General features: G+C 50.0%; 21 protein-coding genes. 19 read left to right on the top strand and 2 right to left on the bottom strand.

Annotated elements, in window-relative coordinates; genetic code table 11:
* Positions 1-332: 332 nt before the first annotated feature.
* Positions 333-641, top strand: coding sequence for a hypothetical protein (locus tag AC6I8T_RS24015; RefSeq protein ID WP_497834574.1), 309 nt, complete (start codon positions 333-335; stop codon positions 639-641).
* 64 nt (positions 642-705) lie between these two features.
* On the opposite strand, the gene AC6I8T_RS24010 is transcribed toward AC6I8T_RS24015, so the two are convergent.
* Entirely contained in the window at positions 706-1,044 is a 339-nt protein-coding gene (locus tag AC6I8T_RS24010) for a hypothetical protein (protein WP_497834573.1), read from the bottom strand.
* Between the two features lie 303 nt (positions 1,045-1,347).
* Between AC6I8T_RS24010 and AC6I8T_RS24005 the strand changes: the two genes are divergently transcribed.
* The 3 genes from AC6I8T_RS24005 to AC6I8T_RS23995 all read left to right on the top strand — a co-directional run bounded on the left by AC6I8T_RS24005 (position 1,348) and on the right by AC6I8T_RS23995 (position 3,767).
* Positions 1,348-1,824 carry a hypothetical protein gene (locus AC6I8T_RS24005; protein ID WP_497834572.1) on the top strand — a complete coding sequence of 159 codons (477 nt, stop codon included), beginning with the start codon at positions 1,348-1,350 and terminating at the stop codon, positions 1,822-1,824.
* Positions 1,825-2,205: 381 nt separating this feature from the next.
* A complete protein-coding gene (locus AC6I8T_RS24000) occupies positions 2,206-2,544 on the top strand; it encodes a hypothetical protein (RefSeq protein ID WP_497834571.1) in 339 nt (112 codons plus the stop codon).
* A 533-nt stretch (positions 2,545-3,077) separates the two neighbouring features.
* Positions 3,078-3,767 (top strand): fimbria/pilus chaperone family protein, encoded by a 690-nt coding sequence (locus AC6I8T_RS23995; protein ID WP_497834570.1) that lies wholly within the window; start codon positions 3,078-3,080, stop codon positions 3,765-3,767.
* Positions 3,768-3,852: 85 nt separating this feature from the next.
* Here AC6I8T_RS23995 and AC6I8T_RS23990 read toward each other — a convergent pair whose 3' ends face one another.
* Positions 3,853-4,677: a hypothetical protein gene (locus AC6I8T_RS23990; RefSeq protein WP_497834569.1), complete on the bottom strand. Its 825-nt coding sequence runs from the start codon at positions 4,675-4,677 to the stop codon at positions 3,853-3,855.
* Positions 4,678-4,944: 267 nt separating this feature from the next.
* Here AC6I8T_RS23990 and AC6I8T_RS23985 point away from each other — a divergent pair, with 267 nt between their 5' ends.
* The 15 genes from AC6I8T_RS23985 to AC6I8T_RS23915 all read left to right on the top strand — a co-directional run bounded on the left by AC6I8T_RS23985 (position 4,945) and on the right by AC6I8T_RS23915 (position 18,816).
* Positions 4,945-5,865: a DMT family transporter gene (locus AC6I8T_RS23985; RefSeq protein WP_497834568.1), complete on the top strand. Its 921-nt coding sequence runs from the start codon at positions 4,945-4,947 to the stop codon at positions 5,863-5,865.
* Positions 5,866-5,996: 131 nt separating this feature from the next.
* Positions 5,997-7,331 carry a hypothetical protein gene (locus AC6I8T_RS23980; protein WP_497834567.1) on the top strand — a complete coding sequence of 445 codons (1,335 nt, stop codon included), beginning with the start codon at positions 5,997-5,999 and terminating at the stop codon, positions 7,329-7,331.
* A gap of 459 nt (positions 7,332-7,790) precedes the next feature.
* A complete protein-coding gene (gene gspG / locus AC6I8T_RS23975) occupies positions 7,791-8,210 on the top strand; it encodes a type II secretion system major pseudopilin GspG (protein WP_497831696.1) in 420 nt (139 codons plus the stop codon).
* 2 nt (positions 8,211-8,212) lie between these two features.
* On the top strand, positions 8,213-8,686 hold the full coding sequence (locus tag AC6I8T_RS23970) for a lytic transglycosylase domain-containing protein (protein WP_497834566.1): 474 nt from the start codon (positions 8,213-8,215) through the stop codon (positions 8,684-8,686).
* Positions 8,683-9,852 (top strand): type II secretion system F family protein, encoded by a 1,170-nt coding sequence (locus tag AC6I8T_RS23965; protein WP_497834565.1) that lies wholly within the window; start codon positions 8,683-8,685, stop codon positions 9,850-9,852. The genes AC6I8T_RS23970 and AC6I8T_RS23965 overlap by 4 nt, the downstream gene beginning before the upstream one ends.
* Positions 9,853-11,481, top strand: coding sequence for a GspE/PulE family protein (locus AC6I8T_RS23960; RefSeq protein ID WP_497834564.1), 1,629 nt, complete (start codon positions 9,853-9,855; stop codon positions 11,479-11,481).
* Entirely contained in the window at positions 11,465-12,157 is a 693-nt protein-coding gene (locus AC6I8T_RS23955) for a hypothetical protein (RefSeq protein ID WP_497834563.1), read from the top strand. Before AC6I8T_RS23960 ends, AC6I8T_RS23955 begins: the two co-directional genes overlap by 17 nt.
* Positions 12,154-12,666 carry a hypothetical protein gene (locus tag AC6I8T_RS23950; protein WP_497834562.1) on the top strand — a complete coding sequence of 171 codons (513 nt, stop codon included), beginning with the start codon at positions 12,154-12,156 and terminating at the stop codon, positions 12,664-12,666. The genes AC6I8T_RS23955 and AC6I8T_RS23950 overlap by 4 nt, the downstream gene beginning before the upstream one ends.
* Complete coding sequence (locus tag AC6I8T_RS23945; RefSeq protein ID WP_497834561.1) at positions 12,650-13,168, top strand: GspMb/PilO family protein; 519 nt, start codon at positions 12,650-12,652, stop codon at positions 13,166-13,168. The genes AC6I8T_RS23950 and AC6I8T_RS23945 overlap by 17 nt, the downstream gene beginning before the upstream one ends.
* Positions 13,165-13,680, top strand: a complete 516-nt coding sequence (locus AC6I8T_RS23940) for a hypothetical protein (RefSeq protein ID WP_497834560.1) — start codon at positions 13,165-13,167, stop codon at positions 13,678-13,680. The genes AC6I8T_RS23945 and AC6I8T_RS23940 overlap by 4 nt, the downstream gene beginning before the upstream one ends.
* Before the next feature lie 6 nt (positions 13,681-13,686).
* Positions 13,687-15,573, top strand: coding sequence for a secretin GspD/PilQ domain-containing protein (locus AC6I8T_RS23935; RefSeq protein WP_497834559.1), 1,887 nt, complete (start codon positions 13,687-13,689; stop codon positions 15,571-15,573).
* A complete protein-coding gene (locus AC6I8T_RS23930) occupies positions 15,573-16,046 on the top strand; it encodes a type II secretion system protein (protein WP_497834558.1) in 474 nt (157 codons plus the stop codon). The genes AC6I8T_RS23935 and AC6I8T_RS23930 overlap by 1 nt, the downstream gene beginning before the upstream one ends.
* Entirely contained in the window at positions 16,033-16,407 is a 375-nt protein-coding gene (locus tag AC6I8T_RS23925) for a type II secretion system protein (protein ID WP_497834557.1), read from the top strand. The genes AC6I8T_RS23930 and AC6I8T_RS23925 overlap by 14 nt, the downstream gene beginning before the upstream one ends.
* Positions 16,382-16,891, top strand: coding sequence for a hypothetical protein (locus AC6I8T_RS23920; protein WP_497834556.1), 510 nt, complete (start codon positions 16,382-16,384; stop codon positions 16,889-16,891). The genes AC6I8T_RS23925 and AC6I8T_RS23920 overlap by 26 nt, the downstream gene beginning before the upstream one ends.
* Before the next feature lie 902 nt (positions 16,892-17,793).
* Positions 17,794-18,816: a hypothetical protein gene (locus AC6I8T_RS23915; protein ID WP_497834555.1), complete on the top strand. Its 1,023-nt coding sequence runs from the start codon at positions 17,794-17,796 to the stop codon at positions 18,814-18,816.
* The last annotated feature ends 88 nt before the right edge of the window (positions 18,817-18,904 follow it).

Raw genomic sequence — 18,904 nt, 5'->3', positions numbered from 1 at the left:
CTTCTTTAGGAACACAGGACATCTACTTCAGAATTCTCTTTTTTTATATTAACTGAATCCTGGTTCATTATGCTTGATACCTCGCTGATATCACGAAAAAATCAGCACTATCCGAACGCCCACTCCCCTTCCCTGATTAATGATTTCATTATAGTCTTCACAAGAACCACAGATATTATCACCTCTGGATTCTTGTTAGAGAGGTGTAAAATATCCGAATGCTTTGCGACAACAATTCTATATTATTAAAACATTCAGGCAGCAGTACAATAAATAAACCAGCCAGAAAATTCCCTGCGTATCCGCGCCGGTCATAAGATAAAAGGGTCAACATGGAACAACAATTTTCACCTGAACAGCAGCAGTTTCTAATGACACAACTGCCACGTTATATTGCGCAACTTACCTCAACCATTCAAAACGCGATCAGCGCTACGGAGGCTGAAGCTAACACAGCATTTACCGCGCAGGGCATGGTGTTCAGCGCGTATTCACCCGCCAATGCTGATTATCTAACCGCCAGTGTGCTGGATAATTTGTTCGATAAGTTACATGGCGGCAACCTTCAGGTCGCCGCACATATTCTGACAATGCAGGCTAAGCGGCTGGGAGTCAGTCTGCATGTCGACACCACGCTCTGAATCTATTCGATACCCAAACGGAGAATTCAGGTAGCTACCGCTGCGGTGTGATTTTTCGCGCTACTTAATATCGGTAATCATCGATCTCCAGCGGATATTCCCTTTTGGTTTCATCACCGGCCTGGGTACGTGCGGTTAATGACAGTACATACTTGCCCGGTTTGGCCTGCAAGCCATGACCATAGGTCAGCGTATATGCCAACGCAATTGCTGTGCCATCCGCTGCTGCCAGCACCTTCACAACCGGATAAGGTAATTCCACCGTCCAGCGCGCTTCCGTTTGCGCCGTCTTCAGTTGGGCGGTGGAAGCCAGCGGCACAACGGTTGCCGAAATCGCCAGTACCGCAGGCGCGGCCACCATCACCGCGAGTGCGGTCGCCGAAAGAGAAAAATACCTTTTCATTGATTATTTCCAATCCATTTTTAAAATACATGGGGTAATTAGCCTGCTAAAGTATGACAACAAGCTGAATAATAGATACTTGAGTGCGATCCGAAATCATAAATTTATCGGTCGCTCTCATAAATTCAGGTTATTTAATCAACTTAATTAACAGAAAGGATATAACCCTGTGACGCCAGATAATTTTTCTTTTCAGCTGACAATAAGAAATAACGATTTTTATTTGGGATTTTCCACGTTCCGCTGAGATGATTCCCGGCAATCAAGCTATAATCATCTGGTCAAGATCACTGAGACTGCCATATGTTTAAATCCAAAGTGATATTATTAATCATGCTTGCCACCCCCGCATGTACCTTTGCGGCCCAACCCTGTCAGGTTCGTTTTCATAATTTTGTCGTCGATCGTGAACCACATGGTTATCCGATTAACAAAGCGACACTGAGGGTGGTCAGCGCCTCCGCCTGTAGCAGCAAAACGGATAAGAAGGGTAATATTGCTATCCGCATTGGTGAAACGGTGATCGACGTCTATGATCGCGTAACCCACCAGCACAGCGCAGCACGCAGTACCACCTTCATCAACGTCAACCCTGCCAACCAGCGAGCCGAGCTGTTTAATAATTATTTGAACATCAATATTGAGGTGCCGATCGAGCTCAAAGGGCGACGTATGACGATCAAACTCACCCAACCGCCCAAAACGTTATTTGGTCCCTCGGCTCCACCGGATTATATCTTACGGCTGGGTGCGGAACTGACCATCAACTTTACCCGGTAATTTTCCCAATTCAACGTCTGAAGTTATGAATAACAAATATGAAAACAGGAATAACCTGTGATATTTAACCTGCTGTGATTGCATTTTAGCACTGAAATGGCAAATTGACTGGGCAGCGCAGTATCTCGATACCTTCCTCTGAACCAGACTATAGAAGATACGCGCTGTGCCTCTACCAGGGTCTTAGGGTTGATCGATAATTGATCAACCTTTTTTTTTGCCTCAACAGCAGAAGTTAATTACGCGATCGCGTAAAGAATTTTCTTATTTACTACGACTCAACTTCTCATCTCGCATGACTTTTTTCCGCCATCGAATAAGGTCAGAATAGCCACATCAAAATGACATCAGCCATTAAAAAATAAAATCGGAAGTACGGTTATGAATTTTCTCATTGATAGTCGCCGCGACGGGACAATGCTCTGCCGCGCACTTTTGCTGGCATGGTGCTGTACCGCAGTGACCTCAGCTTATGCCGTAAATGAGCAAAACATTCCGTCTTCAACGGCGAAATCTGATGTGGTCACCTCTGTCAACCATACCCTCCAGACCGCGACAGAGAGTAATGATGGCCGTCAGATCAGCCTGTGGCACCAAAGGAACGCCAGCTTCAACATTGGGGCATCTGCGGATGTTACACCTCGTTGGAACGAGAGCGACCGGGAACAGGCTGCGGAGCATGAACGTACCTGGTGGTTTTCCGGAAATTATCATTTTTAAAAATGGATATGCGTGGTGAATAACTGCGATTGCCCGAGCTGCAAATCGGACAGTAGCGGATATTTTGCGCAATCCCTCACTTCAAATTGAGTTAGTGAGTGCCCTTTGGGAATGGGTTTCCCCGCCTTTCAGAATGATTATTCTGAAAGGCTTTTTTTTATTTGCGAAGTTTTCCCAGGAAACGCCTTACCTTAAATGAAGATTATTCTTTGATATACCAGGCCACGCCTCGTTTCCGTAATTGAAAAGCAACAAATAAATCACAATGAAAGAAAAAAATCAGAACAAAATAAAGACTTAGAAAATATACCCACTTTAATTAATTGTAAAAGATAAAATGTAAGCAATGGACAGGTGTTGATTTCCATTATCATGGAATTATCATATTAAACATTAGCAGAATCGTTATTACACCACCCTGTCTGCATATTAATAAAACCCTGTCCCATAGAAATCTTTGCTTTGGGAAATGCTGTCATGGATTTTTCCAGCGACAGGCGGGTAAAACACTCACTAATGAGAATCATCAAAACATGAAAATAATGTTACGGCTGGCTGGCCTGATTACCCTGCTCGCTTCTCCACTTCTCTATGCCTCCGGCGTCATACCGGACAACCAGGTTGTGATTATCAACGAAGGCAAGCATGGTGGGAGCATTAACATCAAAAACACCGATGAAGCTCCGCTGCTTCTTTATAGTACGGTAACAGATTTAACCGACGACCCCGGCACCCATGTGGTCGCTGCACAGCCCGTGGCACGTCTTGAACCTGGTCAGACACAGCAAGTGCGTTTTATCCTTACCAGCCATGACAAACTGGATCGTGAACACCTTAAGCGGGTGTCGTTTGAAGGCATCCCCACCAGTCGTAACACCCATGATCTGGTGCTGGTGAGTCGCCAGGTTCTGCCGATGCTGATTGTTCCGAAAGATATGAAAGCGCGGCCGCAGCCAATTAATGACCTGATTTGGTCGGCAAAAAACGGGGCACTAACGGTGACTAACACTGGCTTGCAGGTGGTTCGTCTGGAACAACAGGCGCTGCTGATGCCCGGAAAGGTTTCAATCTCGTTGATGAAAACGTATGTGCTACCGGGTGAAACCCTGAGCGTTAACGGTAATTACGCTAAGCATCTGAAACATCAGAGTCAGGTGATGGTTATTCCTCTTTCACGAGAGGGCAAGGCTACCACACCACAGCTGTTTGACTTAAAGCGCTAACCCCTGCGTAGCTACGCGATACATAGCGCCGCAACAGGATGTTGCGGGCTGACAAGACTTCACAACGTTGCCTGAGCGATCCCTCTTAACCACCAGTCGCTTTGTGTTGTGAAAGGTAAGACAGAAAGAGTGCCGTGGCAGCTGGATTACCTGGCGATTGCGTTGTTGTGGGTAATTTCGCTTTTGGCGTTGCATTTAACCTGCTGGCAAGATGATATTTCCCGATACGCCCTTTGGCTTCCATTTTACCAGAGTGTCCTCGTAGGATTCCCAGATCGATTCTGTCTATAAAATCATGATCAAATAACGCCTTTACCATTTTCTGGTTGTCGGGATGTTTGAGTCTCTGCGCGATCCTGTCCAGTTTTTCATGATCGCTGGTTCTCTGCTGCTCATTTTTTAAGGTATGTTTCGGTCTTCTGGAACATCCTAAAATAAAGCTGTAAAGTTCATTAAAAAAAATATCAAGATAGGGGTCGGCTGCGACGTTGGTCGCGACTAACTCAGCCGCGCCCTTCACATCCCCGAACATCAGTGAATGCTCAACAATACCTGATAACGTAGTTCCGACATCCATTATCACGCCTTGAGTTGGTTTTACGTTCAATCCTTTATTTAACCCAGGCATGTTATTTTTTGCTAATGCCGTAGCCGTTGTTTGTAGATTGCACTCACCTTCCCGACACATAAAACTCGTGACTCCCGCAACCACCAGACCTAAAGTCGCGGCTCCTCCGGCAATATATGAAATCATTTTATATGAAAAATAAGAGGTATGATTTTCCGAAGAGACAGGCTCTGTAGTCTGATTATAAATATTATTAACCAATAATGGCGATGTTGATTTTTCTGTATCTTCATCTTTTGGAAGTGAATTCAGTGACAATGACTGAAAAGCTACCGCAACCATGATTTTCTCCTTTGCTTTGGTAAAGTGATTATAGCTCCATAAATTAGTTATACTGATTTTTACGACTTTTATTGATTGATATCAATTAATTCTATTAGCTGGTATAGCCAGGTCAGATATTGTTCGAAAATGTTCGCCTTACTCACAAAGATATCCGTCGGAAATACGCGCTTTGGCCGTAAAACATATGACCTTTCTCATAAAAACCCGGTGATATCCGTGGCAGGATATTAGCCAGTAGAACAGTATCATTACAGGGACATTGCCATGCCTTATCTTTTCCTGAGCCTCGCCGCCTGTTTCTGGGGCGGCAATTATGTGGTGGGCCACCTTCTGGTCGCTCATGCCGACCCTATTCTGTTATCCGAGGCTCGTTGGCTACTGACCGCGCTGCTGCTGATGGCGCTCTATCACCGGTTGGTCAGGCAGCAATGGGCTGCCATGAAGCGCGCAAAATGGACATTGCTGTTTCTTGCTACCTGTGGCCAGGTACTGTTTCCAGTCACTCTGTATATCGGCTTGCAATATACCTCGTCGCTTAATGCCGCCATTTATCTTTCTACTACACCCGCGCTGGTGTTGTTAATAAATAAACTGGTGTTCAAAGAGAAAATCACGACGCGCAATATCGCTGGCGTGATATTAAGTTCGCTGGGAGTCGTTTACCTGGTGCTGGAAGGCGATCTGCTGCATGTCGAAACCCTGAAAAACCTCAATCGTGGTGATCTCTGGACCATGGGCTCTGCCATCAGTTGGGCCTTGTATTGTGCCTTTTTGCGCATCAAACCGCGCGATATCGGCGGTAATGCCTTTGTCGCCATCAGCGCGCTGATTGGCGCAGTGATGTTAGTGCCGGTGTTGCTTTTCCGCACGCTGGAACCGGGCACAGCTGAACTGAATGTGTTTCTGCGTGGCGATTTTCTACTCGGTCTCGCCTATCTGGTTATCTTCCCTTCCTGGCTCTCCTATCTTCTGTGGAACAAAGGTATTCTGGCCATCGGCGCTACGCGCGGCGAAGTGTTTTCGCATCTTATCCCGCTCAGCGGGGGGATATTGAGCATCCTGTTTTTGCACGTCCCGTTGCATATTTTCCATCTGGTCAGCGCGGTGCTCATTACCGCCGGAATTGCATTGTGCTCGGGAAAACATCCCGTCACGTCCCCTCAGAAAGTTACCCCGTTCAGATAAATTCTGCCTGACTGTTAAATGCGCCAATCGGCATATGTTTGTCACCGCACGATAAATCGTGCGGTGACGACTATCATTATCGAGATCTGATTTTTATCAGTGAATAAAGCAGATATTAAGGAAACAATGATATGGACAGAATTAGCCACCAGCCCGTATTGTCGCAAAGGCGATTAGTCGAGCATCCTGATCAGAAAAAACTATTGTCAAATATAGGCGCCCTCACGGCATCGTTCATGACAATGCGAACATTCCACCATCAGCAAATAAGGGCGAATGCCCATTCATTGTTGATACAACATCTTCGCCCGCCATCACCACAGCAAACGCATCACAACCGACCTTTTGCCTTTTACAGTCATGCACCAGCCGCTGCGACATCCGTTTCTTCTGCCGTGCATGTCAAACCCGGCGAAGAAACGCAAGGGTATTATAAGGGGGCATCATGGACCCAGCTTTTCCATCACATCAGCTATGGAAACCCTTTTGCAAAGCATTCCGCCAGACCCGTACACATTGCCCTGGTATTGGCAGCGATTGATGAGAAGATAATAGAGCCAGTGTGTACAACACCTCAGGATGCCAAAGATATCGTTGAGGTCTTATGCTATATCCATCACCAGATGAACTCTCCTTCCGATAAACAACAGGCTCAGCAACTGATAACAGAAGCTGCCGCACAACATGTGGTTGATTTCGCTAAGTTTTATAACATCATCAACCCCACACATTTTCTTGCCGGTAAAATAGCGTCAGCACCTCAGCCCACGAAAATTATTAACCAACCGGATGATCGTATTTTTACCTGGCTCAACGACCTGGATATTAAGCAAAATGGATTTATTACTTCGTTGCTTAACTACATATTCACCGACAACAGGAGAAGCATTGAAGATATTATAAAACAAATGCCACCTGGCAATAATCTGTCTGAATTACTAAGCCAGCTAGTCCAAAAAGGAATCATCCACCGTGATTTTTGCAATGGAAAGGTTTATTTTTGGCCGACCAATATCACGCAGGTGGCCATTTCTCATCTTGAGATAAACAAACTGTCCTTGTCAGCCATGACTGAAGAGGATAAGTCTAAAATCCCACCTCGCTCGGCATTTGGCATTACTCAGGAGGAGTATAAAAAGCACCAGGGTTTATCGGCTGCAATGGTTTATTTCGCCCGCAACGGTGAAAAGCAGCTTCAACTCGCCATTACACTGCTGACTCTTATACAGGCGCAAGGCTTACAACATAACACACCAAAACTTTATGACATATTTTCTGGTAAACACACGGCAACAGCAATAGTCGTGAAGCTGAAAAAAATGAAAGAATATAAGATCATAAAAAAGGTCAGGCAGGGTGATGAATTTTATTACCTTCCAACTAACATGACGAATCTCGTTACTCGCGGACTTAAATTCCGTTTAAATAAAAAGTTCAACCCCTCGCAGGTCAAGAACACTGCATAAACCATGACGTTCTTCAGGTATGCGTATTATGTCCTGATACTGCCAGAAAGAGCTGAAAAACGCTTATCTTACCAGGCCGTCAGCATGATCAATACGCAGACGGCCCAACATGTTGAAGTCTTCCTTCCCTTAACAATCATCAAATAAAGCCCAATTATCACAACTACCTATTATATTTTCAGGAAAATATAAAGAAATCACAAACAAATACGATCGTTATTGTCCCAATTATCCCCGTTCTGCCCTTCAATAATCCTCGGCTACCTGTTACTACACAATAAACAACGGGAGGCTTCAATGAAGCGCGAGCGCAGTGGCTGCCCCCCTGAGCAAGATAATTCCTGGACGTTACACGACGATTCGGTAATGAACAAAGAGCCGTCAGCTACTCCATCAGAGCAACTTCATGAAAAATTCACGCCAACAATTTCAGATATAACCATAAGGCACGCACTTATTATGAACAAAGTACATTCTCTGCTGAAAAAACAAGGCGGCTTCACCTTACTGGAGCTGCTGGTGGTGTTAATGATTATCGCCCTATTGGCGGGTTTTGTCGGTCCGAAGGTTTTCTCTCAGGTTGATGGCGCCAAGGATAAAACTGCCATGCGCCAGATGCGCTCGCTGGCGGATACGCTGGGTCAATATCGCCTTGATGTCGGTCACTATCCTACTGAAGCTCAGGGGCTGAAAGCGTTGACGGAAAAACCGGCCGGTGTTGAGAACTGGCATGGCCCGTACCTGAGCCAGAACGTGCCGCTGGACCCGTGGGGCAATGCCTATAAATGGCATAACCCAACCCGCGAGAAAAATTCCATTAATGAAGTTGACATCATGTCCACTGGCAAAGATGGAAAAGCGCTTACCTATGGGTTCTAACCATGAAAGGCAGAATATTGGCTGTATTGCTGCTCGTACCCGCCTTTTCCGGCATGGCAACCTGCTGGAAACAAGCTGGCGACCGCTACGGTATTGAGCCTGAACTCCTTCAGGCGATCGCGATTGTGGAATCCAATATGGATCCCAAAGCGGTGAATAAAAATACCGATGGCACTATCGATGTTGGCCTGATGCAAATTAATAGCCGTCATTTTCAGACGTTGCGCAAATTTAGTATTAGTCAAAAAGATCTGATTAATGACCCCTGTCAGAGTGTCATGACTGGCGCATGGATCCTTGCCGGCAATATTCGCCAGTTTGGTTATTCATGGGAAGCCGTCGGCGCCTATAACGCGGGCACGGGTAAAACGCATAAGCATCAAGTCTTACGGCAGAAATATATTAAGAAGGTGGCCCCGCAATACGCGCAATTAAAAAAAGGCCCCAAACATAAATCTAAACACTCGCTATCATGAAACATTACGACGTAACCACCCTGGAACAGGGTAAACGCGTCACCCTGTCTGTTATGGCTGAATCAGCCGACAACGCCAGCCTGCGTATTGAAGCTGAAGGTGGCATTGTCATCAGGGTGGCCGAACGCCAGGCTCGGCGTGATAAACATTTTCCTCTTAACCTGTTTTTACAGGAACTGATCGCTCTGCTCGAAGCCGGACTGGTGGTGGTCGAAGCCGTCGAAGCGCTGCGTGAGAGCAGCCGCGAAGGCGAGTCCACGCTGGTGCTGGATACGCTGATCAAACGTTTGTACGAAGGCGCCCAGCTTTCCCAGGCGATGGCCAGCCTGCCGGATGTATTTCCGCCACTGCTGATCAACACCGTCGCGTCATCTGAGCAGACCGGGCATTTACCGGTGGCGCTGGGGCGCTTCCAGCACTATGAACAACGCATGGATGTGTTGCGCAAGCGCATAAAATCCACCCTGCTCTATCCGACGATTGTGATGTCGGCCGGTGGGGCCATCATGTTTTTCCTGCTTGGATTTATTATTCCGCGCTTCGCTGCGGTGTTCGATGGCATGAAAAACCTCAGCAGCAGCGCGCAGTTTATCGTCTGGTGGGGGCGTCTGGTGCAGGACAACGGCTCGTTGCTACTGGCCGGCACCATAGCAGGTATCGCCGCACTGGTGATGACCCTGCGTCAACCCATTACGCGCCGGGTTGTTACCCGCTTGCTGCTTAAAGTGCCACAGCTCCAGCAACAGCATCAGCTCTCCGTACTGGTTCGTTTTTATCGCACCCTGGGTTTGTTGCTACAGGGCGGAATCCCCGCGCCTGAAGCCCTGAAACTCGGCAGTGAAATCCTGCCAGACGACCACCGTGTCCGTATCGAGCAGGTGATCCGCGACGTGGAAGCCGGCCAGTCGCTGTCGGCCATGCTCGATAAACAGCAGATGACCACTCCGGTCGCCACGCGTTTATTGCAGGTCGGCGAACGCAGCGGCGAACTACCGGCCATGTGTGAACGCATCGCCGCTTTTTACGACGAGTCGCTGGAACGCGCCATTGAGAAATTCAGCAAAATTTTTGAACCGATCCTGATGATGATCGTCGGCGGCATTGTCGGTGCGGTGGTGTTTCTGCTGTACATGCCCATTTTCGAGCTGGCCGGAGGATTACAATAAATGTCCCATTCACATCTTGGCGGTGTCTGCATCGATAGTCTGGTTCAACTGCCAGAGGAGCAGCGTTGTGTTGCATTAAGCGAATTGCTGCAAAGCTTCCCGCATGCGCTGACTGCCGCCGCGACCGCACTCGGATTAACCCCGCTGACGCAGTCAGAATGTCGCCAGGCGATCGAGGATTTCAGCCAGATCCCACTGACTGAGGCCCTGGCGCAACGTGTATTGCCGTTACGCTTGAACGATCAGCCGCTGGTGGCACTCGCCGATCCCTTCTCGTTGCCGCTGCGCCAGTGGGCACGACGCTTCAATGCACTGCCGGTCCTGACCTCGCTGACGTGGCTTAACACGCGTCTGGACGCGCTCGGCAAGCAGCAGCGTACGCTGGACCAGCTGGAACAACAAAGTGAAGAAAGCACCGAAAACGGCTGTCTTGAGATCACCCCGGCGGCTATCGCCAGCGAACCCCATGCGGTGATCAAACTGGTTAACGCCACGCTGTATGACGCGTTGCAAAGTCGCGCCAGTGATATTCATCTTTCCGCCGTGGCCGACGGCCTGATGGTGAAATATCGCATCGATGGCGTGTTGCACAACATCCGTCACTGTGCCGGGCTGCAACATGCTGAGCAGGTGATTTCGCGAATCAAAGTGCTGGGCTGCATGGATATCTCTGAGCGTCGTATCCCGCAGGACGGGCGCTTCAAGGCCATGATTCAGCAGCGCCCGGTCGATTTCCGTGTGTCAATCATGCCCAGTATCTACGGCGAAGACGGCGTACTGCGTGTGCTGGATAAATCACACGACCAAAATTTACGCCTGGAAACCCTGGGTTTTGACGACCACACGTTGCGCGCCATCCGCCAACTGACACACCTGCCGCATGGCATGGTGTTGGTTACCGGGCCGACCGGCAGCGGGAAATCCACCTCGCTCTACTCGGCGTTGAGTGAGCTGAACAGCGGTGAAAGCAAAATCATCACCATCGAAGATCCGGTGGAGTATCAGTTAAACGGCGTGTTGCAGATCCCGGTAAACGACAAAAAAGGGCTGACCTTTGCCCGCGGTCTGCGCGCCATCCTGCGTCACGACCCGGACATCATTCTGGTGGGTGAAATCCGTGATGGCGAAACCGCCGGTATCGCCGTACAGGCCGCGCTGACCGGTCACGTCGTTCTCTCTTCCGTGCACGCCAACGATGTATTCAGCGTGCTGGAACGTTTTCTGTATATGCAGGTGGAACCGGCCAGCCTGATCACCGCGCTCAATGGCGTGGTGGCACAACGTCTGGTTCGCCAGATTTGCCCGGATTGCGGTGAAGCAAGTCAACCCAGTACCGAGGCGCAGCAAGCGTGGCATAACAGCCCATTGCAGAACCTGAAACCCAACTGGCGTAAAGGGCGCGGTTGCGAGTCGTGTCGCCAGACCGGTTATCGCGGCCGACTGGCGCTGGCTGAGGTACTGAATTTTAGCGACGGCATCAAGGAAGCCATGCTGGCACGCGCATCACAACGCAAGCTACGCGAGGTGGCGTTGCAGGACGGCTTTGTGCCGCTGCCGACCATCGCGCTGCGTGCCGTGCTGGAAGGAAAAACCACCTGGGAGGAAGTTAACCGTGTTATCGCTCACTAAAACCTGGCAGTGCGATATCTGGCCACATGCGCTGCGTCTGCGCCACGGTACGCAGGTCGTGCTCATGCATGACCGCACACCCGATGAGACGCTGGAAACCGCGCTGACAGCGGTGTTAAGCGCGCGCCCGAAAGCAATGGCCTGGCTGGATGCTATCGAGTTTTACCTCGACAGCGACGAACTGGATTTTCTGGTTATGTCCTGGCCGTCGGGGATCAAAACCCCGCAAGAACTGCTGAAATTAGCCCAACGCGAGGCCAGCAAACGCTTCTCACATCCGCACTGGCAGGCGCGTTTTGAAGAGGTGAACTGGGGACAACCCGCCTTGATCGCTTGTCTGCAACAACAGTGCTGGCAATTGCTGGCCCAGCAGGCTCGCCTGCATAGGCTCCGTTTTCAGGGCGTGGTGACGCCATTTCAGCTGTTGCTGAATCGTTACGGCCGCCATTTGCCGCAGGAAGGTGTATTCATCGTCATGGGTGCCCAACGCTGCCGTGTCGCCTGCCGTCAGGAAGATCAATGGCGCGATGTCTACGCACTTGATTTGCCCGAACAACAACCCAGCGAGCAACTGCACATTATTGGCCGTCTGGCAGGCATGCCCGATAGCCCGCGTTATGTGATCAACACCACCGACTGGCAGCCCGTCGCGGACGGAAAGGAGACCGTAGCATGACACCACGTTTCTCCCTGACTCCGCCCTGGGCACGTTATGTGTTAGTGGCGACCACATTAGTTAGCCTGACTCTGAGCGGTTTGATCCTCCATGAACGAGGCATACAGCATCAGTTGGTAGAGGAAACCACCGAGGCGCAACAGACATTGCAGACTCAGCAGCAGGCATTACGCAAGCTGCGCGAAGCACAGCAAAAAATCCTGCGTCAGCAACAGAAACAGCAAACCACGGCTCAGGCTCTGGTACTGCTGGAAAACATCGGCAGCGTATTGCATCCGGGTGTGGCGTTGCGCACCGCGGATGTCAATCCGTCCAGACACAACATCCGGCTGGAGGTGAACGCGAAATCGCTCGCGGCGCTGCTGGAGTTCAGTCAGGCCCTACAGAAAATTCCCGCCAAAGTGGTGTTGGAAAATCATCGCGATGTCGCTGAAAAGAGCCCGGAGTGGCCCGTCACAGCGGTGCTGGATGTCAGTTTTGAGGAGGGGAGTGATGAAGCTATCCGTTGATCGCGATCTCTGGTACTGGCGGTTGGCGCAGCTGACGGATCGCATCGGCAAAGTTCCACTTGCGCTCAGCGCGCTGCCTGTTTGCCTGCTGGTAGTGTGGTTGGGTATGAGTCTGCCACACAGCGCGCAGCTACAGGCGCAGCTCGACGAGTTGCAGCATGCATTGCGTGATGCGCTGCCACTGGATCAGCAGCAACCTGCACTCCAGCAGCAAATCAGTCTGAATGAATATCAGCAGGTACAACTCATTTTTGAACAGCTAAAAAAAAATAACCTGGTCGTGGAATCAAGCCGTTACCAGTTGGAACAACAGGGTGAACGCAAAGTATTACGTCTGGATATCCCGATGAAAGGGGAATATCTGCCGCTGGTGCAGACGCTGGATAACCTGAGCCGCACGCTGCCACTGCATATCGACCAACTGTCGTTGCAGCGCGCCAGCCCGGCTACTGACCAGCTAAAAATCACCCTGCGTTTGCGGTTGCAAAAGGAGGCGTCATGAAACTTCCACGCTATTTACAGGTAGCGATCGTCGTGACAGCTGGCCTGGTGCTATGGAGTCAGTTTTCTGCGGATGAACCGACGGAAAGTACCCCGTCATCACGCACCACCGCGCAACGCACGCGCCCTGCTGCCGCAACCAGTACCCCCGCAGCCCCCGTCATCAAAGAGTGGGTGAATTTATTCCCTGGTCCGGCGAAGCCGGTAGCCAGTAATGGCAGCGAGAGCCTGGCTCCACCGCCGCCAGCACCGTCAGCGCCGCCGTTGCCGTTAAAAGCGATGGGGGCGTGGTGGAGCAAGAAACAGCGCGTTGTCATTGTGACAGACGGTCAGCAAACCTGGCCGGTATGCAACAAATGTGATGCCGAAGGGAAGATCTGGATCGGCAGTTCGCCGATTGAAGGATGGAGTTTAGTGGAAGTGGCTGATGACCACCTCTTATTCGAGTGGCAGGCCACTCACACGCGCAAACGCCTGGAACTGGGTGATTTGCAGGATAAACCAACACGTTAAGTAATCATGAAAAAAGCAACATTAACACTCGCCATTTTAACCGCACTGCTGACCGGTTGTGCACAACAGAAACCGACCACTCACGCTGAAGTGGCTACGCCACAAACGCCAGAAACCATGGCCGCCCGTTTGCTGGAAATCGATCGCGAGCGCGTCGCGCATCCGAACGATATCGCCTTGCGCGCCGAACAGTCGGATCTCAGCAGCCAACTGGTGAGCACCTATATTAAACGCGCTGAAATTGCCGTGCGTAAAAATAACTATGAACAGGCGGCTGAAAACTGGCACAGCGCGCTGCTGTACCAGCCAGGTAACCTGCGTGCCCAGCAGGGACTTGCCAAAATCAACGCCTGGCGCGCGGTGGATAAAACCTATCGTGAAGCCGTGAAGGTCAGCACCAGAGACCCGGAACTGGCGCTGCGTAAAGTGAAACAGGTGCTGGAAGAAGATCCTAACTGGCCGCAGGCGCGCGCGCTGCGTGACCATCTGCTGCGTGAAATTTCGACCATGAATCAGCCGTCAAAACGTCTGAGCCGTGAGCTGCAAAAGCCGATTTCACTCAACTACCGTCAGCACAACCTGGTGGCGATCTTCAATAGCATCAGCCAGTTAACCGGCATCAATATTATTTTTGATAAAGATGTCTCCACCAGCGCGACCGCCAGTATGATCGCCAAAGACACCACCGCTGAAGATGCGATTGATGTGCTGCTGATGTCCAACAACCTGCGCAAAAAGGCTCTCAGCACCAATACGCTGCTGATCTATCCGGCCACCGCGCAAAAAGAGAAGATTTACCGCGATGTAGTGGTGAAAACCGTGTTCCTGGCTTATGCCAAAGCCAAAGAAGTAAACGTGGCACTGCGTAACCTGGTGAAACTGAAAGATATTCATGTCGATGAACGCACCAACTCCATTACCATGCGCGGCACTGAAGAGAGCGTGGAGAAAGCAGAACGTCTGTTGGTAACGCTGGATCGCCCGGAAGCAGAAGTGACTCTGGCAGTGGAAGTGCTGGAAGTCAGCTCCGATGACGTGCAAAAACTCGGTGTGAATTTCCCGCAAACTATCGGCCTCTCATTCGGTAAAGGCAGCGATACCAGTCGGGCAAGCAACGACAGCGGCGTACCGATTAGCGCCATCAACGTTAACAATCTGATGGTCAGCATGAGCGGCATGTCAGTGGATATGCAATCCCTGCTCAGCCATGCCAAAGTGCTGGCCAGCCCACGTATTCGCGTGAAAAACAACAAAAAAGCGATGGTGGATATCGGCCAAAAAATGCCTGTCCTCACCTCCACCGTCTCTGACGGCATCATGCAAGAGAAAGTGGAATATCAGGATGTGGGTATGAAGCTGGAGGTGACGCCAGACATCAGCATGGATGACAACATCTCGATGGATGTGAAGTTCGTCCTGAGCACATTGGGTGCGCCGCTGACCAAAAATGGCGCGACTTACTACAGCACCAACAGCCGCGAGGCCAATACTGTGCTGAGCAGCAACAATGGTGAAACGCAGATGCTGGCTGGCCTGGTTAAACAGAATAATGTCGATACCGATAATGGCGTGCCTTACCTGAGTAAAATTCCGGGCGTTGGTCGTCTGTTTAAGAGCAAATCAGACGATAAAAAACGTACCGAAATTATTCTGCTGATCACCCCAACCATCGACCGCAACCTCGATCTGCCGGGCAGCCACGTCAGCACCATCGAAATGGGTACCGACGAATTGCCGGGTGAAAGCCTGCAATTACGCGGTCCGATGCCCGCAGAGGTCACACCACATTTTGATGCGCCGCGTCTGGCACCGCCAGCACAGTTCCCTGACCATTCTGCCGGTTTACCTTCACCTGCGGTTAAGGGCCAGCAGGCTGCTGCCGGGGAGGAGTAATGCAACGGCAACGTGGGTTTACTCTGATTGAGATGATGGTAACCCTCGCGCTGATGGGGACGTTGGCTGCGGCCGCGACCCCACTGGTGCAACATTATCATCAGCAACGCCAGGAAGACGCGTTACGCATCGCACTGCGCGAGATCCGCACCGCCATTGACAGTTACAAACAGGCCACCGCTGACGATCGCATTGAAAAAAAATCCGATGCATCCGGCTATCCACCCACGCTTAGCGTGCTGGTGGAGGGTGTGGTCGATAAACAATCGCCCAACGGCACAAAAATCTATTTTTTACGCCGCATCCCACGCGACCCGATGTGCGAATGCGAAGGTCGCAAGGATGAAGAAACCTGGCGCCTGCGCGCCGCCGATCAACCGCCTGGAGAGTTTAGCGGCGGTAAAGATGTTTATGATATCAGCTCCAGCAGTGGAGCCACGGGACGTAACGGGGTGCCCTATGCGCAATGGTGAAAAAGGTTTTACGCTGATTGAGCTGCTGGTGGTGATGACCATTATCGCCACTCTGATGACGCTAGTCGCACCGCGTTTCTTTTCGCAGATCGACCGCTCAAAACAGGTGGTGCTGGAGCACAACCTGAACACGTTGCGCAGCGCGATTGATAATTTCCGCCGCGACCGGGTGATTGGGCCGTACGCCCTGGATGAGCTGGTTGAGGCCGGTTATCTGCGGCAGATGCCACTCGATCCGGTAACCAACCGACGTGACAATTGGGAAGCCGTCACCGATGAAGCCGGTCAGGTGATCGATGTCAACTCGCCATCGCTGGGCAACCAGGAGCAGCAGCATGATGATGAAGCCTTCGACAACTGATTTACACCAGCAGCAAGGGGGATTTTCCTACCTGTTGCTGCTGATTGGCTTGTCAGTGCTTGCGCTGTCGCTGCTAAAAAGTACCGATGAAGTGACCACGCGCCATCGTCAACAGCAGGAAACCGAGTTGCTGTTTCGCGGCGAGCAGATCCGCGCAGCCATCACGGCTTACCGCGCAGTTGGGAACGGTTGCTATCCCACCCGGTTCGAGCAACTGCTTGAGGACCGGCGCGGGTCAAAACCGGTACATCATCTGCGCCAGCATTACCGCGATCCTCTGACACAAAAATCAGACTGGAAAATGATCCTGGATGCCGATGGCAGATGGCTGGGTGTCGCCACTCAGAGTGAAGGCATTCCGCTGCGGAAAACCGGCTTTGCGAAAGACGCGACCGACTTTGCCGAAGCGAAGACCTATGAAGACTGGAAGTTTGTGGTGAAAAGCGATTTAACGGCACCACTGCCTGCGGCCTGTGACAAGTGAAATTGCCACAGGCAATATTTGCCATGCTCAGATTAAGTCCGATTATTTGGCATGTTAAAATACGCAAAAATCGAGGTCCCATCACCCAGAAGAACATCAAGCTGGGTTTTATTTCCTGTAGCGAACCTCTGTAATTCGATAAGACTTTGCGGCGGGAGCTTTAGATTTTCGCATTCAGACTGGTATTCCTTCAGATTTTCAACACTAACATAAGGAGCCAGGTGCATTCTTATTTCATTTTCGCGAAAAAATACTCTGCCAGAATTTTTAATCTCACTCAAAATATTGTCCAACCTCATCCACCTGGTCTTCATGTGGAGGTTAATCTTTTAATTTTTGATTCAGGAAATCCTTTCTCTACAAAATCATTTTTCTGTTCATCTGAGAGCAAAACGACCTTACCGCAAACCAACTTCAGCCTTTCAACCGTATCAATTAATGCTGATTGCCCTCCCCCTCACGCCTATTTATTATTTCGGAAATGTCTCGGTGCACTGCTAATTTAACATTATTTTCTTTATGTTCCTGAGAGACGAGTTGAACATTGCTATTTTCTACCTTAATAATATTTTTCCCTAAAGAAAAACCCGACCAACAGCGGTCAACATTGATCTAACTGACGACACAAAAATCACATCTGTAACCTGCATCATTGTTCTCCTTTTAAATGAAGACCTCTTTAAAAATCACTCATCGCAATATAGCCAAAAAACACAAGGTAATGATCTCATCATCTGATATAAATCTGAATATCCGATATTATAAATCCACCAGCAGACTGCGCTGCGTTTATCAGGCACAAATTCATTAGCAAGCTAACTTTAGCCTGACAAAAAAATATCAGAAAACAGGGTAGTCACTATAATTAAATTTCTCCCCTACGTTGCGTAAAGGTCATAATCATGAAAAATCGCTTGCTCGCAGCCATAACCCTTCTTCTAGCCGTTCCGCTTATTTCCTATGCCCATGTTAAATGGTTTGTCGAATTTGACACCACCAAAGAACCGGAGTCGCTATATGCCATTATCCGAGAACCTCAAATATGGTGGTTAACGGCGTTATCGGTGGTGGTTATCTATATCACCTCATGGCTGGATCGTGAATGGACCTCGCCGGTTGACCGGCCAGAGTGGCAGGATAAACTCTCCATCCTGCAAAGTTTTGTGCCCGATATCATGCGCTATGGCACCGGTTTGTTTTTTCTCGGTCTGTCGGCGGGCTTTCCCTACATCATGCTGACGCCGGAACTGGTGACGGATAACCCGCTGCTGCGTTACATCCATATTATTATCGGCGTAACCGCCTTTCACCGCCGCAGTAGCTTTATCGCCGGGCTGGGCATCCTGTTCCTGTATAGCTATGCCGTGCAGCTGTATGGCACCTTCCATATGCTGGATTACCTGGTGTTTATCGGCACTGCGTTCTATTTGATTATGCAAAGCGTGCGGCAAAAAGGAGAGAGTGGACAGGAGATTGAACTGCTGCGACTGGTGCTGTGCTACTCATTTTTATGGGGAGCGATTGAGAAGTTTATGCAGCCCGACCTGTTCTTCCAGCTGTTAAAAGAGCGCCCCTGGCTGGCGATGGGTATGGACTGGGAATTCTTCGTTCGAGGCTGTGGCTTTGTCGAATTTTGCTGTGCGTGGCATATCCTGACCGGAAAACTTGCCGGATATGCCGCTATCGGATTGATGGCCTTCTTTGTGGTGGCGGCACTGATCCCCTTTGGGTTGATAGATTTTGTCGGTCATTTCCTGTTTATCGTCCCGTTGCTTGCCATCACCTTTACCCCTCGACGCACGTTACCCATTGCTTCAGCATTGGGCAGTACCGCCGCATTTATTGCTACACTGGTATTTTTGACATTATTCGCCTATGCCAGTTACTACGTTTTGCATTATCAGCTGCATCCAAATCTGTTTTAAATCCAAACCCGCCTGCATTCAGGCGGGTTTTATATTTCCGTCATACCTGCTGGCGCATGAAAACGCTGCAACAAAAAGTATTTTGTTT

The sequence above is a fragment of the Pantoea sp. X-Soil-OKNW-556 genome (assembly GCF_059730695.1).
The sequence above is the reverse complement of the archived record's forward strand: the minus strand, read 5'-3'. Positions and strand labels throughout refer to the sequence as shown.

Coding starts and splice junctions, on each gene's coding strand:
- AC6I8T_RS24015 (WP_497834574.1), top strand. CDS start 333: ATGGAACAACAATTTTCACCTGAACAGCAGCAGTTTCTAATGACACAA.
- AC6I8T_RS24010 (WP_497834573.1), bottom strand. CDS start 1,044: ATGAAAAGGTATTTTTCTCTTTCGGCGACCGCACTCGCGGTGATGGTG.
- AC6I8T_RS24005 (WP_497834572.1), top strand. CDS start 1,348: ATGTTTAAATCCAAAGTGATATTATTAATCATGCTTGCCACCCCCGCA.
- AC6I8T_RS24000 (WP_497834571.1), top strand. CDS start 2,206: ATGAATTTTCTCATTGATAGTCGCCGCGACGGGACAATGCTCTGCCGC.
- AC6I8T_RS23995 (WP_497834570.1), top strand. CDS start 3,078: ATGAAAATAATGTTACGGCTGGCTGGCCTGATTACCCTGCTCGCTTCT.
- AC6I8T_RS23990 (WP_497834569.1), bottom strand. CDS start 4,677: ATGGTTGCGGTAGCTTTTCAGTCATTGTCACTGAATTCACTTCCAAAA.
- AC6I8T_RS23985 (WP_497834568.1), top strand. CDS start 4,945: ATGCCTTATCTTTTCCTGAGCCTCGCCGCCTGTTTCTGGGGCGGCAAT.
- AC6I8T_RS23980 (WP_497834567.1), top strand. CDS start 5,997: ATGGACAGAATTAGCCACCAGCCCGTATTGTCGCAAAGGCGATTAGTC.
- gspG (WP_497831696.1), top strand. CDS start 7,791: ATGAACAAAGTACATTCTCTGCTGAAAAAACAAGGCGGCTTCACCTTA.
- AC6I8T_RS23970 (WP_497834566.1), top strand. CDS start 8,213: ATGAAAGGCAGAATATTGGCTGTATTGCTGCTCGTACCCGCCTTTTCC.
- AC6I8T_RS23965 (WP_497834565.1), top strand. CDS start 8,683: ATGAAACATTACGACGTAACCACCCTGGAACAGGGTAAACGCGTCACC.
- AC6I8T_RS23960 (WP_497834564.1), top strand. CDS start 9,853: ATGTCCCATTCACATCTTGGCGGTGTCTGCATCGATAGTCTGGTTCAA.
- AC6I8T_RS23950 (WP_497834562.1), top strand. CDS start 12,154: ATGACACCACGTTTCTCCCTGACTCCGCCCTGGGCACGTTATGTGTTA.
- AC6I8T_RS23945 (WP_497834561.1), top strand. CDS start 12,650: ATGAAGCTATCCGTTGATCGCGATCTCTGGTACTGGCGGTTGGCGCAG.
- AC6I8T_RS23940 (WP_497834560.1), top strand. CDS start 13,165: ATGAAACTTCCACGCTATTTACAGGTAGCGATCGTCGTGACAGCTGGC.
- AC6I8T_RS23935 (WP_497834559.1), top strand. CDS start 13,687: ATGAAAAAAGCAACATTAACACTCGCCATTTTAACCGCACTGCTGACC.
- AC6I8T_RS23930 (WP_497834558.1), top strand. CDS start 15,573: ATGCAACGGCAACGTGGGTTTACTCTGATTGAGATGATGGTAACCCTC.
- AC6I8T_RS23925 (WP_497834557.1), top strand. CDS start 16,033: ATGCGCAATGGTGAAAAAGGTTTTACGCTGATTGAGCTGCTGGTGGTG.
- AC6I8T_RS23920 (WP_497834556.1), top strand. CDS start 16,382: ATGATGATGAAGCCTTCGACAACTGATTTACACCAGCAGCAAGGGGGA.
- AC6I8T_RS23915 (WP_497834555.1), top strand. CDS start 17,794: ATGAAAAATCGCTTGCTCGCAGCCATAACCCTTCTTCTAGCCGTTCCG.